The sequence below is a fragment of the Streptomyces sp. NPDC026673 genome (genome assembly GCF_040638135.1).
Classification (GTDB): domain Bacteria; phylum Actinomycetota; class Actinomycetes; order Streptomycetales; family Streptomycetaceae; genus Actinacidiphila.
Map to the genome: position 1 here is coordinate 1 of NZ_JBEZXR010000064.1, position 12,611 is coordinate 12,611.

13 protein-coding genes are annotated in these 12,611 nt (G+C 74.7%); 7 read left to right on the top strand and 6 right to left on the bottom strand.

Annotated elements, in window-relative coordinates; translation table 11 throughout:
• Positions 1 to 155: 155 nt before the first annotated feature.
• On the top strand, positions 156 to 887 hold the full coding sequence (locus tag AB0F62_RS32190; RefSeq protein ID WP_361807350.1) for a class I SAM-dependent methyltransferase: 732 nt from the start codon (positions 156 to 158) through the stop codon (positions 885 to 887).
• On the opposite strand, the gene AB0F62_RS32195 is transcribed toward AB0F62_RS32190, so the two are convergent.
• Positions 854 to 1,780, bottom strand: coding sequence for a DMT family transporter (locus tag AB0F62_RS32195; RefSeq protein WP_361807354.1), 927 nt, complete (start codon positions 1,778 to 1,780; stop codon positions 854 to 856). The two genes, AB0F62_RS32190 and AB0F62_RS32195, sit on opposite strands and share 34 nt — an antisense overlap.
• A gap of 72 nt (positions 1,781 to 1,852) precedes the next feature.
• Between AB0F62_RS32195 and AB0F62_RS32200 the strand changes: the two genes are divergently transcribed.
• Both AB0F62_RS32200 and AB0F62_RS32205 read left to right on the top strand, forming a co-directional pair.
• The gene (locus AB0F62_RS32200; protein ID WP_361807357.1) at positions 1,853 to 2,791 is read left to right on the top strand and encodes a LysR family transcriptional regulator; all 939 of its coding nucleotides are present in this window, start codon (positions 1,853 to 1,855) and stop codon (positions 2,789 to 2,791) included.
• A 51-nt stretch (positions 2,792 to 2,842) separates the two neighbouring features.
• Entirely contained in the window at positions 2,843 to 3,358 is a 516-nt protein-coding gene (locus AB0F62_RS32205; RefSeq protein WP_361807360.1) for a DUF664 domain-containing protein, read from the top strand.
• Between the two features lie 71 nt (positions 3,359 to 3,429).
• Here the strand turns inward: AB0F62_RS32205 and AB0F62_RS32210 are convergent, their stop codons facing one another.
• From AB0F62_RS32210 to AB0F62_RS32220, 3 genes are all read right to left on the bottom strand, one after another.
• Positions 3,430 to 3,966, bottom strand: coding sequence for a hypothetical protein (locus tag AB0F62_RS32210; RefSeq protein ID WP_361807363.1), 537 nt, complete (start codon positions 3,964 to 3,966; stop codon positions 3,430 to 3,432).
• 77 nt (positions 3,967 to 4,043) lie between these two features.
• Positions 4,044 to 4,616: a dihydrofolate reductase family protein gene (locus AB0F62_RS32215; RefSeq protein ID WP_361807366.1), complete on the bottom strand. Its 573-nt coding sequence runs from the start codon at positions 4,614 to 4,616 to the stop codon at positions 4,044 to 4,046.
• A gap of 92 nt (positions 4,617 to 4,708) precedes the next feature.
• Positions 4,709 to 5,680, bottom strand: a complete 972-nt coding sequence (locus tag AB0F62_RS32220) for an aldo/keto reductase (RefSeq protein WP_361807369.1) — start codon at positions 5,678 to 5,680, stop codon at positions 4,709 to 4,711.
• A 273-nt stretch (positions 5,681 to 5,953) separates the two neighbouring features.
• Here AB0F62_RS32220 and AB0F62_RS32225 point away from each other — a divergent pair, with 273 nt between their 5' ends.
• The 3 genes from AB0F62_RS32225 to AB0F62_RS32235 all read left to right on the top strand — a co-directional run bounded on the left by AB0F62_RS32225 (position 5,954) and on the right by AB0F62_RS32235 (position 10,330).
• Positions 5,954 to 6,628, top strand: a complete 675-nt coding sequence (locus AB0F62_RS32225; RefSeq protein WP_361807372.1) for a peptidoglycan-binding protein — start codon at positions 5,954 to 5,956, stop codon at positions 6,626 to 6,628.
• Between the two features lie 116 nt (positions 6,629 to 6,744).
• On the top strand, positions 6,745 to 8,028 hold the full coding sequence (locus tag AB0F62_RS32230; protein ID WP_361807375.1) for a SpoIIE family protein phosphatase: 1,284 nt from the start codon (positions 6,745 to 6,747) through the stop codon (positions 8,026 to 8,028).
• Between the two features lie 106 nt (positions 8,029 to 8,134).
• Positions 8,135 to 10,330: an FUSC family protein gene (locus tag AB0F62_RS32235; protein ID WP_361807378.1), complete on the top strand. Its 2,196-nt coding sequence runs from the start codon at positions 8,135 to 8,137 to the stop codon at positions 10,328 to 10,330.
• Here the strand turns inward: AB0F62_RS32235 and AB0F62_RS32240 are convergent.
• Together AB0F62_RS32240 and AB0F62_RS32245 are read right to left on the bottom strand one after the other, a co-directional pair.
• Positions 10,281 to 10,802 (bottom strand): HD domain-containing protein, encoded by a 522-nt coding sequence (locus tag AB0F62_RS32240; protein WP_361807381.1) that lies wholly within the window; start codon positions 10,800 to 10,802, stop codon positions 10,281 to 10,283. The two genes, AB0F62_RS32235 and AB0F62_RS32240, sit on opposite strands and share 50 nt — an antisense overlap.
• A gap of 42 nt (positions 10,803 to 10,844) precedes the next feature.
• Positions 10,845 to 11,540, bottom strand: coding sequence for a type 1 glutamine amidotransferase domain-containing protein (locus AB0F62_RS32245; protein ID WP_361807384.1), 696 nt, complete (start codon positions 11,538 to 11,540; stop codon positions 10,845 to 10,847).
• A gap of 140 nt (positions 11,541 to 11,680) precedes the next feature.
• Between AB0F62_RS32245 and AB0F62_RS32250 the strand changes: the two genes are divergently transcribed.
• Positions 11,681 to 12,610 carry a LysR family transcriptional regulator gene (locus AB0F62_RS32250; RefSeq protein WP_361807475.1) on the top strand — a complete coding sequence of 310 codons (930 nt, stop codon included), beginning with the start codon at positions 11,681 to 11,683 and terminating at the stop codon, positions 12,608 to 12,610.
• Position 12,611 lies beyond the last annotated feature (1 nt).

The following is a 12,611-nucleotide window of genomic DNA, read 5'->3' on the forward strand; positions in this document are numbered from 1 at the left end:
GCGCGCCGAGGGCGGTGCCCACCAGCAGGGCGGCGAAGGTCTGGCCCGTCACCGGCACCGGGGAGCCGGGTACCGGCACCGACAACTGCGCGGCCGGCGCATGGGGGTCGCGCCGGGGCGGACCGCTGCGGGCCGGGGCGGAGGATCATGGGGACATGACCGGTTCACCGCGCGCCCGCTCCTTCGACCTCGCCGCCGACCGGTACGCGGCGAACCGCCCCTCGTACCCGCCGGCCCTGCTCGACGCCGTGGAGGAACTGGCGGGGCACCGGCTGGGCGGTGCGCTCGTCGCGGACGTCGGCGCGGGGACGGGCATCGCGACCGCGCTGCTGCACGCCCGTGGCGCCCGGGTCGTCGCCGTGGAGCCCGGTGCCGGGATGGCCGCGGAGCTCCGGCGCCGTCTGCCGGGCGTCGGTCTCGTGCGCGGCGACGGCGACCGGCTTCCGCTGGCCTCGGGCGCCTTCGACTTCGTGACGTACGCCCAGGCCTGGCACTGGACCGATCCGCGGCGGTCCGTGCCGGAGGCGCTGCGGGTGCTGCGGCCCGGAGGCGCCTTCGCGCTGTGGCGCAACGAACCCGACGTGTCGGTGCCGTGGATCGCCGCAGAGCAGGATCGGCTGCGCGGCTTCCTGGCGGCGCTGTCCCATCCCCGCGCCGGCCGGCTGCCGGAGGGGCCGGGTTTCACCGAGCGGAGGCTGACGTGGTCCCGGCGGGTGCCGGTCGAGGTGCACCTGGCCAACCTCGGCACCCAATCGGCGTTCCTGATGCTCGGCCCGGAACGGGCCGACGCCTTCCTCGGCACCGAACGCGAGCGCCTGGCACGGCTCTTCCCGGACGGCGTGGTGGAGGAGCGCTACGTCGTCAACTTGGTGCTCGCACTCCGCTGACGCGCCGCCCCGGCCGCCCGGGACGCCACGGGCCGCCCGCGGTTGATCAGGACCACGCCCGCGATGCCGATCGCGCCGCCCGTGATCTCCGCCGGCAGCGGGGCCTCGCCCAGCCACCCGAAGGCGACCGCGATCGCCACCGGCGGTACGAGGTACAGGGCGGCCGTGGACGTGGCGAGGCTGAGCCGGGCGACCGCGTACCCCCAGACGACGAAGCCCAGTGCGGAGGGCAGCAGCCCGAGGTAGACCGCCGACGCGAGGGCCGAGCCCGGGGCGTGGGCCGCGGCCCGGAAGGCGCCGGGGGCGAGCGGCAGGAGCATCAGCGTGCCGGCCCACATGGCGTAGCAGGCCACCTCCAGCCCGGTACGGCGGGCCAGCAGGGGCTTGGTGGCGGCATGGTAGACGCCCTGGACGACCGCGGCGCCGAGGACGACGAGCGCCCCCGCCGTGAAGTGCGCGCCGCCGCGGGCGAACGCGATGACCGCGGCGCCGCCGATCGCCACGAGGCTGCCCAGGACGATGGCGCGGGTCAGCGGCTCGCCGAGGAACGCGGTCGCGAGCAGCACGCTGAAGACGGGGGCGATGGCGACCAGCAGGCTCGCGGTGCCCGCGGGCACATGCACCTCGCCCCAGTTGAGCAGCAGTTGGTAGGCGGCCATGCCGGTCAGACCGCACAGTGCGACAAGCGGCAGGTCACGCCGCCGGGGAGGGCGCACGCCGAGCAGCGGGGCGGCCACCGCGAGCGCCGCGGAGGCCACGGCCAGCCGCAGGAAGGACAGCCCGGCGACCCCCAGCCCCTCCAGGCCGACGCGGATGGCCGGGAACGCCGAGGCCCACAGCACGACGGTGCCTGCGAGGGCGAGGACACGGGGAGACGGAACGCGACTCTTCACGCGTTCCACTCTCCCGACTAGAATGATAAAGATCCAGTTACTCTTTCTTCGCCAACCGAAAAGGCTGACTTAATGCTCGATGTCCGCCGACTGAGCCTGCTGCGTGCCTTCTCGGTCCACGGCACGATCGCCGCCACGGCCGAGGCGCTCCATCTGACGGGACCGGCCGTCTCCCAGCAGCTGGCCGCCCTGGAACGGGAGACCGGGGTCCCGGTCCTGGAGAAGCAGGGCCGTACGCTGCGCCTGACCGCCGCCGGACGGCTGCTGGTGGAGCACGCGGAGGTGATCCTCGGCGATCTCGCCTCAGCCGAGGCGGCCTTGGAGAGCCTGCGCGGAGGTGCCGGAGGACCGGTCCGGGTCGCCGCCTTCCCCTCCGCGGCACGCACCCTGCTGCCGGAGGTGTGGCGGCTGCTCGCCGGGGACGCCCGAAACGAGGCCGGCGGCCCGCCCGGACAGCCCGGGCTCAGGATCGCCGAGCACGAGCCGGACGCGGCGGTGGAGTCGCTGCGGCGCCACGAGACCGACATCGCCGTCGTCCACGCGTACAGCCTGCTGCCGCGCGAGGTGCCCGCGGGCTGCGAGCAGCACCACCTGATGGAGGACCCGGTGCTGCTCGCGGTCCCGCCCGCGCTCGCCGCCGAGCACGGCCTGGCCCCGGGCGACGCCCTCGATCTGGCGCTCCTCGCCGGACGGAACTGGCTCATGCCCGGGTCCGAGACCTCCTGCCACGAACTGACCCGGCGGGCCTGCGGCGCGGCGGGTTTCGTGCCCCGGCCGGTGGCGGTGGCGAGCGACTTCTCCGTCCTCACCGCCCTGGTCGCGGCCGGCGCGGGGGTCGCCCTCGTCCCGCGGCTGGCCTTGCCGGCGGCTCTCGACGGCATCAGCCTCCACCCGCCCGCGCACCCGGTGACCCGTACGGTCTCGGCGCTGCTCGCCGCCGGTACCGCCGGGCAGCCGCCGCTGCGCCGCGTACTGGAGTGTCTGGTGGCCGCGGCGGGGCGGCGCGCCTAGCGTGGGCGCAGTGGCACGGGGCTGCGCGGAACGGGAAGCGAGGGAGCACGTATGAAGAGCGCTGATCTGCTCGCCGACGCCTTCGGCAGGATCCAGGAGACCGTGCACGAGGCCGTCGACGGCCTGTCCCCGGAGGCCCTGCACGCCCGGCCCGACGCAGGGGCGAACTCGATCGCCTGGCTGATCTGGCATCTGACCCGCATTCAGGACGATCATGTGGCGGATGTCGCGGGCACCGACCAGCTGTGGACGGCCGGCGGCTGGGCCGACCGCTTCGGCCTGCCCTTCGCGCCGTACGACACCGGATACGGCCACCGCCCCAAGGACGTGGCCGCGCTGCGCGTGGGGGCGGGCGAGTTGCTGACCGGCTATCACGACGCGGTGTACGAGAGCACCCTGCGCTATCTGGGGACACTGCGGGAGACGGACTTCCCTCGCGTCGTCGACGAAGGCTGGGATCCGCCGGTGACGCTCGCGGTGCGGCTGGTCAGTGTGGTCTCGGACGACCTGCAGCACGCCGGTCAGGCGGCCTACCTGCGCGGCTGCGTGGAGCGCGGCGCGCTCTAGGCCAGGCTTCGTGCTCCAGCCGTAGATCGCGATCCTGCCGTGTCGGCGAGGACCACCGCGGCACGGGACGCTCAGGGCCCATAGACGAGATCAGTGCCGCCGCCGGCCTTGATCAGCCAGGACAGCGAACCGCTGCCGAACGGCCAGCCGGTGGTGGCCACCTGCACCCAACCGCCCGACTCATCGGTATCCGCATGCCACCACCACCAGCTGCGATCGTCACCGGCCCCTTCCTCGGTCGGGTCGAAGTGGTGCAGCCAATCCGACAGCGTCCACGCTCCCCGGCCGGCGGCCTTCCTCTGCTCCGGCGTCATCGCCCGCCACTGCCGCAGCCATGCCTCGGCGTCGAAGGGCTCGCCGTGCTCCGGCTCCATGGCCTCGGGCTCGCACCGCTGGACGAACCACTCGGGCAGCAACCGCGGCCACCGCTCCAGTGCGGGCCAGTCACCCATCCGCTCGACCACGCACGTCAGCACCGCACGCACATCGGCTATGACCTGGACCGGGTCCTGGGCGGCGAACCGGACGCGCACGAGAAACAGCCCCTCGTCGTCCTCCGGTCCCGGTCCGGACACAAGACGCCGTAGCTCGCCTTCCACGATCTCCACGGCGAGAGAGTCTGCATCATCACCGGCGTCCGCCACACCCCGATACCGCCAGGGGTACGGGCGAGTCGCGCCTCGGGTCACACGTCGGCGTCGGCGCGCTCGTACTGCAGCAGCACGACCCCGTTGCCGAAGGCCTGGGTCCCGGTGAGCCGGAGCGCGGTGAGGGTGTCGGCGTCGGGGAAGACCGGCCTGCCCCGGCCCAGCACGACGGGGTGGACGTAGATCCGGTACTCGTCGACCAGCCCCAGCCGCAGGAACGAGGCGGCGAGGTCCGCGCCGCCGAGCACCAGGTCACCGCCCGGCCGCGCCTTGAGCGCCATGACCTCCTCGGCGACGACGTCGCGCACGATCGTGGTGTTCCAGTCGGCGTGCTCCAGGGTCCGCGAGTACACGAACTTCGGCATGTCGCGCCAGATCCCGGCGAACTCGGCGACGACGGGGCCGCTCTCCGGGTCGGCGTCGGCCGTCGGCCAGTAGCCGGCCATGAGCTCGTGGGTGACACGGCCGCTCAGGAAGCCGCCCATCGTCCTCAGCCGCTCGTTCATGTGGCGGTGCAGCTCCTCGTCGACGAGGTGCCAGTCGATCTCGCGGCCGGGTCCCTCGAAGTAGCCGTCGAGGGACACCGACATCTGCAGGATGATCTTTCGCACAGCGGACCTCCCGAGTTGCCCACGGTCCCCCGGACGATACGCTCCCCCGGCCGCCGGCGGCCCGCCCCGCGGCCTACGGCCGGCACCCGCTCTCAGCCGTAGAAGTTGCGCTCCCAGCGGTGCCGCGCCAGGACGGACAGCTGATCGGGCGTCAGCGGCCGTCCGTCGCTCAGCGCGGTGTTCCGTTCGACGTTGCGCACCGACCGCATGCCGGGGATGACGGTGGAGACCGCGGGCTCGCTCAGGACGAACCGCAGGGCGGTCTCCGCCATCTCGTCGGTGGCGATGCCGAGGTCCGCGGCGATGGCCGCCACGCGCCGCTCGACCTGTGCCGGACGGTCCTCGCGGAAGTACCGGTTGCGGAAGTCGCCCTCGGGGAAGGTCGTTCCCGCGGTGACCCGGCCGGTCAGGCCGCCCTCGTCGAGGGCCACCCGGACGATGACGCCGACGCCGTGCTCCCGGCAGGCGGGGAACAACGCGTCCGCCGGCGCCTGGTCGAAGATGTTGTAGATCACCTGCACGGTGTCCACCACCCCGCTGCGGACCAGCGCGAGGGCGTTGTCCGGCTGGTGGTCGTTGACGGACACGCCGAAGAGCCGGATCTTCCCCTGCTTTTTGAGGTCGGCGACGGTCTCCGCCCAGTCCCCCCGGCCCACCCACTCGTCGCTCCAGACGTGGAACTGGAGCACGTCGAAGTGGTCCAGCCCGCTCGCCCGCAGGCTGGTGTCGAGGCTCTCGCGGATGTGGTCGCCGGGGAAGGCCTCCGAGGGGTCCACGCCGTCGGGGGCGGGCCACAGGCGGTTCATCGGCGGCACCTTGGTGGCCACGAGGATCTCGTCCCCGGCCCGGGCCCGCTCCCGGACCACCCGTCCGACGATCCGCTCGCTCTCGCCGTAGCCGCGGGCGGTGTCGACCAGGTTCACGCCGAGGTCGACGGCCCGGTTCAGCGCCCGTACGGACTCGTCCTCGGTGGCGCCCACCCAGGCGGACTCGCCGATCCCCCAGGCACCGTATCCGATCTCCGACACCCGCAGCCCGCTGCGTCCCAGGTCCCGGTAGCGCACAGTCGTCCTCCACATCGTGCCGTCGCCGGCGGAGGGCCCGCCGCCGCCACGACGATAGGCGACCGGTTCGCGAAAGGCCGTCAGGGTTCCGGCGCGGCCCGTCGCCGGATGCCGCGCGCATACCTCAACTCGCGGCGTGGTGGGGAGGATTCGGTGATTCCGGGCACGAGCGCCCGGGCGGGTCCTAGCGTGGTCGGTCCAGCACGGATGACGGGGGGAGACAGGGGGATCGCTGTGCCGAACCCGCCCGGCCGAGGGCCCTCACGGCGCCGCATGATCGAGCCCACCCGCATCATCCCGGCGCGGGAGGCGGCCGGAGGGCCCGACGAGCCGTGGGAGGAGTCCCTCGGGCTCTTCCGCCCGGCCGCCGGTGCCACCCCGCCCCGGGAGGACGGTCCCGACACCCAGCCGCTCCCGCGCACCGAACCGCCGCCAGGGCGGGCCTCACCCCAAGGTTCCGGCCCCCAGGGCTCCGCCCCGCGGACGGAGGCCCGTCCGCGGCGGCCCCGGCACTCACCCCGCGCCAGGCGCGCCCTGCGCATCGCCGCGCTCACCGGCACCGGTGGCGCCGCCGGATTCGCGCTCGCCTTCGCCCTGCTCTCCCCCGGCATCGGCCTCGGCGCCGGACCCGGCGCGCCGCAGGGTGCCGCCCCCGCCGGTCCCGGCACGCCATCGGCCGCCGCGCCCGACGCCCCCGGCGCGAGCGCGGCCGGCGGAGTGCTCCGCGAGGGCGACAGCGGGCCGGCCGTCAGCGAGCTCCAGTCCCGTCTCCTGCGGATCCCGAACGTCTACGCGGGCGGGGCGGTCGACGGCCGCTTCGACGGACGCCTCGCCGCCGCCGTCGCCCGGTTCCAGGTCTGGTACGGCGTCCGCGGCGACGAGAGCGGCGAGTACGGCGACGCCACGCGCCGGGACCTGCAGTCCCGTACCGCGCTCGCCTCGGGCTGAGCCCGTCGGGCGGTCGGCTCCCCCCGGTCGGCTCCCCCGGACGGCGGCGCGCGGCCGCCCGGCGGCGGTGCCCGGCGCGACAGGTGGGGACGCCCGGCGCCTTATAGATTGGTTCCGTGGCCCTGCCGGACACGGGGGACGACCGGAACACCGTGGCGAGCCCGCCGATCGACTACGCGGCGCTCTTCGCGGCGACGCCCAGCCCGTACCTCGTACTGGACGCCGCGCTCATGATCGTGGGCGTCAACCAGGCGTACCTGGCGGCGACCCGGCGGACCCGGGACGATCTGATCGGGCAGTTCATCTTCGACGCTTTCCCCGACAACCCCGCCGACCCGCTGGCCGACGGGGTGCGCAATCTCAGTGCCTCCCTGCACCGGGCCCTGACCTCCCGTGAGCCCGACACCATGGCACTGCAGAAGTACGACATCCCGGTGATGGAACGTCCCGGGATGTTCGAGGAGCGCTGGTGGAGCCCGATCAACACTCCCGTCCTCGGGCCGGACGGCGAGGTGGCGTGGATCATCCACCGGGTGGAGGACGTGACGGCCTTCGTCCGGACCCGCCGGCACCGGCACGGGCTGCAGGGCTCGGACCTGAGCGAGCGGGAACAGGCGATGGAGGCCGAGCTGTACGCGCGGGCCCGGGAGCTGCAGCGGCTCAACGACCAGTTGCGCGAGGCCCACTCCCGCGAACGGCAGGTCGCGCTCACGCTCCAGGAGGCCATGCTCCACTCGCCGGATCTGGCCCGGCACGAGGACATCGCGGTGCGCTACCTGCCGGCCGCGGGCTCGCTGAACGTGTGCGGCGACTGGTACGACGTGGTCAACCTGTCGGCGGGCCGCTACGCGGTGGCGGTCGGTGACGTCGTCGGCCACGGCCTGGAGGCCGCCAGCGTCATGGGGATGCTGCGCAGCGCGCTCAGCGCGGCGATGCGCACCGTCGACGGACCCGCGAAGGCCCTGGAGGTCGTCGGCCAATACGCTCGCTGCGTCGACGGCGCGCTGGCGACCACCGTCGTGAGCGCCCTGGTCGACCGGGAACGGCACCTGATCAGCTACAGCAGTGCCGGCCATCCGCCGCCGGTCCTGCTCCACCGCGACGGCCGCTGCGCCCTGCTGGACCAGGCCACCGACCCGCCCCTGGGCGCCCGCCCCGCCCATGTCGCCCGGCCGCAGGCGGCCCTGCCGTACCGCCCGGGGGACACGCTGGTGCTCTACACCGACGGGCTCATCGAGCGCCGCGGGGAGGACATCGACACGGGCCTGGCCCGGCTGACCACGGCACTCGCCGATCAACCCGCGCTCAGCGCGGAGCGACTGGCGGACGCCCTGCTGGCCCGGCTCGGCGTCACGGGGGGCGCGGCGGACGACATCGCGCTGGTCACCGTCCGTCTGTGAGGTGCGGCCGGGGCCGGTCCGCGCGGTGGCCGGGCGCTCCTGCCCGGCCTACGGTGATCTGAAGGGGTGCGGCGTGTCCCGGACCTGAGGAGGGAGGAGGCCGCGGGTGCCCGGTCGCGGTGGGCTGGAGTGGCTGCGGGCCCGTGATCCGGGCCTGCGGGCGGTGCGCCGTTCCGCGCGGGTGACCCTCGTCGCGTGCCTGAGCTTCTACGTGGCGCGCTACGGCTTCGGCGACCCCGTCGTCGCCATCTACGCCCTCTTCGGCGCGGTCGCCTCCGGCGCCCTGTCGTATGTGCCCGGTACGCCGCGCGAGCGTGCCCTGACGCTGCTGGCGGCGCTGCCGGTGGCCGCGCTGCTGGTGGCGTTGGGTACGGCGCTGGCCGTGAACGACTGGACGGCGGCGCTGGGAATGCTCGGGGTCGGCTTCGCGGTGACGTACGCGGGGGTGGGCGGGCCCAGGCTGGTGGGGCTCGCGAACGGCCTGCAGTTGTTCTACATCCTGCCCTGCTTCCCCCCGTACCAGCCGGAGGCGCTGGGCCTGCGCCTGAGCGGACTGGTGGTCGGCGTCCTGCTGATGGCGGCGGCCGAGGTGTGGGTGTGGCCGGATCCCTCGCCGGGGCGCTACCAGGACCGGCTCGCCCACGCGTGCGAGACCGCGGCGAAGGCCCTGCAGTCGCTGGCGCTCGAGCCGCCGGTCGTGTCCGAGCGGCTGGAACGCCTGCTGGAGACGGCACAGCAGTTGCGCATGAGCCATGTGCCGAAGGACGAACGCCCGGCGTCGGCGGGGGCGCGCGACCGCGCGCTGTGCCAGGCGGCCGCCTACCTGCGGCACCTGCTGGCGCAGACCGGGCAGTTGGCCGAGGACGCGGCGGAACGCGCACCGGCCCCCGACCCCGCCCGCTCGCGGATGCTGCTGGCCTCCGCCACCGCCTGCCACAGCGCCGCCCGGGCGCTGCGGGGCTCGGCACCGGCACCCCCGGTCGCCCCGTGCGCGGCCGCCGCGGCGGCCTTCGAGGAACACCGGGCGCGCCGTTCGGTGTCCGGTGCGGCCTCCGCCGTGACGGTGCGGGACGGGGCGATCGCCCTCGACATCGCGTACACCGCGGCCTTCCTGGTCACCTCCGTCCGGATCGCGCTCGGCGCGCGGGTGCCGCCCGACACGACACGGCCCGAGGAGCGACTGGGGCCGTTCTGGTACGCGGGGCAGTCGCCCGTCGCCCTGTACGGGCACCGTCTGCGGGCCCATCTCACCCCGCGCTCGGTCTACTTCCAGAACGCCGTGCGCATCGCGCTGGCCCTGGCCGCGGCGCGGCTGATCGCGGGCGGCCTCGACCTGTCGCACGGCTTCTGGGCACTGCTGACGACGCTGACGGTGATGCGCACCAGCGCGGCCGGCACCCGTACGACCGTGATCCCCGCGGTGCGGGGCACGCTGGTGGGGGCCGGGGTGGCGGCGGTGCTGCTGCTGTTCGTGGCCGACCACACGCTCGTGTACGCGGTCGCGATGCCACTCGTGTTCTTCCTGGCGTTCACCGCGGGGCCGCTGCTCGGCCTCGGCTGGGGGCAGGCCTTCTTCACGGTGGCGGTGGCCACCGCCTTCACCCAGATCGCCCCCGCGGGTCCGGAACTCGCCGCCTTCCGGATCGCGGACGTGGTGACGGGCGCGCTGAGCGGCATCCTCGTCGGACTGCTCGCCTGGCCGCGGGGCGGCACGGGCGAGCTGGGGCGGGCCTGTTCGCGGCTGCTGGACCAGGGCACCCGGGCGGTCACCCAGATCACCGACTGCATCACCGGGACCGGGACGATGGGCGACGCGCTGCGCAGGGCCCGGCTCGCCCAGCTGATCGCGGAGGCGAGCTACGCGCAGTTCGCCACCGAACGCGACACCCCCGGCGCGGGGCCGACCCTGCCCACCGACTTCCAGGCGATCATGCTGGCCGGGAACCGGGTGCTGACCATGGGGCAGACCCTGGTGGACCACTGCCCGCCGGGCGCGCTGGCGGCGTGGCCGCTGAGCGCCGCGCACCTGCGGGACGCGGCCCACCATCTGCGGCTGACCACCCTGCCGCTGACGTACGACCTGCGCTCGGGGATCATGCGCCCGGCGCCCGCCGAGTCCCCGCACCGGAGCGTGCCGACGGACCACACGGTCATCGCGGACGTCTGCGCGGCCTCGGGCGGCCGGCCACCGGACCCGCTGCTGTACTACGCCGTCGACGCGGCGATCTGGCTGGCCAGCCTGCAGCGGGTGGTCACCGCGGTCCGGCGGCCGGCGGAAGATCCGGCAGGAGTGCCGGGTTGACGACCGCGAGGATGGCGGCGACGTCCTCGCGCGGCACCGCGGGCCACAGGATCGCCCGGGCGCGGCGGTACTTGGCGGCCAGCCGCAGCCGCTGCGCCTCGTCGAGGCGCGCGGCCCGGTCCGGGCGGCTGTTGTGGGCGTTGTCGGCGATCTTCACCAGGGCCGCGTCCCGGCCCGCCACGATCCGGCGCAGCTTGTCCTCGTAGGGCACGCCCGGCTGGTTGGTGACCTGCTCGACGATGCCGACGACCCGCCCCGGGACGCCGGCGGCGCGGAGCCGCTCGGCGGTCCAGGGGGTGTCCTCGATGACATCGTGCAGGAGCCCGGCCATCTGCAGTTCGGGCCCGAAGGCGGCGAGCCCCGCCGCGACGGCCCGGACGTGCTCGATGTAGGGCACGCCGATGCGGTCCGTCTGGCCCTCGTGCGCCCGGTGGGCCAGGGCCTCGGCGTCGGCGACGCGGTACACCTTCATGGCACCCCATCCTCGCGGGCGCCGAGCGGGCCGGTCCAGTGCTCAGCGCAGCTCGGCGAGCAGGCGCTCGGCCAGCGGGCCGGAGGAGGCGGGATTCTGACCGGTGATCAGGTTGCGGTCCGTCACCACGTGGGGCGCCCAGGGCTCGCCCTCCCGGAAATCCGCCCCGAGGGCGACCAGGCGGTCCTGCACGAGCCAGGGGGCGCGGCCGGCGAGCCCGGCCTGGGTCTCCTCGGTGTTGGTGAAGGCGGTCAGCCGGTAGCCCGCGAACGGCCAGCTCCCGTCGGCACGTTCGGCGGCGAGCAGGGCCGCGGGGCCGTGGCAGACGACGCCGAGCGGCTTGCCCGAGTCGAGGGCGGCGGTCAGCAGGCGCCCGGAGACCGGGTCGACGGCGAGGTCCTCCATGGGACCGTGGCCACCGGGGTAGAACACGGCGGCGTAGTCGTCGAGGTCGGCCTCCTCGAGCTTGATCGGCCGCCGCAGGGCCGTCATCGCCTCCAGTTCCCCGGCGACGGCGCGGGCGCCCTCCTCCCCGCCGTTGACCTCGGCGGCCAGACTCCCCCGGTCCACGGTCGGGACGACGCCGCCCGGGGTCGCGACCACGACCTCGTGCCCGCCGGCGGTGAGGACACGGTACGGGGTGACGGCCTCCTCGGCCCAGAAGCCGGTCGGGTGCTCGGTGCCGTCCGCCAGCGTCCAGGACGAGGCGCCGGTCAGGACGAACAGGATCTTCGCCATGTCAGATCTCCCAGGGGTGCTCGGTTGCCGCCGGCCCACGTCGGGAGCGGGCCGGACAGCTCGACGGTAGAGCGGACCACCCATTGGATTCCAATAGGATCGACGCCATGAGCCATACGGATTCCAATGGGTCACCGGGAATGCCCCCGGGCCGCGGCGGCGGGGACCCGGGCGCGGGGTCGCTCGACCTGACGCTGCTGCGCACCTTCCTGGCCGTCCACCGGGCCGGTTCCTTCACCGCGGCGGCGCGTCTGCTGGGGCTCTCCCAGCCGACGGTGACCACCCAGATCCGTACGCTCGAGGGCCGGCTGGACCGCGAACTCTTCGAGCGCCTGCCCCGCGGGGTCGCCGCCACGCCCTTCGCCGACGAGCTCGCCGGGCGGGTGGCCGAACCGCTCGACACGCTGGCCTCGGTGGCCGACCCGGGGTACGGCGACCGTGACCTCCCGGCCGAGCCGGTCCGCCTCGGGGGCCCCGCCGAGCTGGTCTGCGAGCGGGTGATACCCGCGCTCGCGCCGCTGGTGGAGCGCGGCGTACGGCTGCGGATCGGCACCGGTCTCACCGACGACCTGCTGGAGGCGCTGCGGGCCGGGCAGCACGACCTGGTGATCTCCACGCACCGCCCGCGGGGCCGTCTGCTCAGCGCGGTCCCCCTGATGGACGAGGAGTTCGTACTGGTGGCCGCCCCCTCCCGGGCGGCGCGGCTGGACGTGGCCTCCGGCGGGCCGGGCGCGCTGAGCGGCGTGCCCCTCGTCTCGTACGCCGCGGACCTGCCGATCGCCCGCCGCTACTGGCGGCACGTCTTCGGCCGCCGCCTGACGGGGCAGGCCGCCGTGACCGTTCCCGATCTGCGCGGGGTCCTCGCGGCGGTCGCCACGGGCGCGGGCTTCACCGTCCTGCCCCGCTACCTGTGCGCCGGCGCCCTCGCGGCGGGCACCCTCGTTCCGCTCCTCGACCCGGACGACCCGCCCATCAACACCGCCTACCTCGTGCAGCGCCCGGGCGCCGGGCACCACCCGCATCTCGGCCTCGTCCGCGACCTGCTGCTGCGGGAGGCGCGCGACTGGTGAC

Coding starts and splice junctions, on each gene's coding strand:
- AB0F62_RS32190 (WP_361807350.1), top strand. CDS start 156: ATGACCGGTTCACCGCGCGCCCGCTCCTTCGACCTCGCCGCCGACCGG.
- AB0F62_RS32200 (WP_361807357.1), top strand. CDS start 1,853: ATGCTCGATGTCCGCCGACTGAGCCTGCTGCGTGCCTTCTCGGTCCAC.
- AB0F62_RS32205 (WP_361807360.1), top strand. CDS start 2,843: ATGAAGAGCGCTGATCTGCTCGCCGACGCCTTCGGCAGGATCCAGGAG.
- AB0F62_RS32225 (WP_361807372.1), top strand. CDS start 5,954: ATGATCGAGCCCACCCGCATCATCCCGGCGCGGGAGGCGGCCGGAGGG.
- AB0F62_RS32240 (WP_361807381.1), bottom strand. CDS start 10,802: ATGAAGGTGTACCGCGTCGCCGACGCCGAGGCCCTGGCCCACCGGGCG.
- AB0F62_RS32245 (WP_361807384.1), bottom strand. CDS start 11,540: ATGGCGAAGATCCTGTTCGTCCTGACCGGCGCCTCGTCCTGGACGCTG.
- AB0F62_RS32250 (WP_361807475.1), top strand. CDS start 11,681: ATGCCCCCGGGCCGCGGCGGCGGGGACCCGGGCGCGGGGTCGCTCGAC.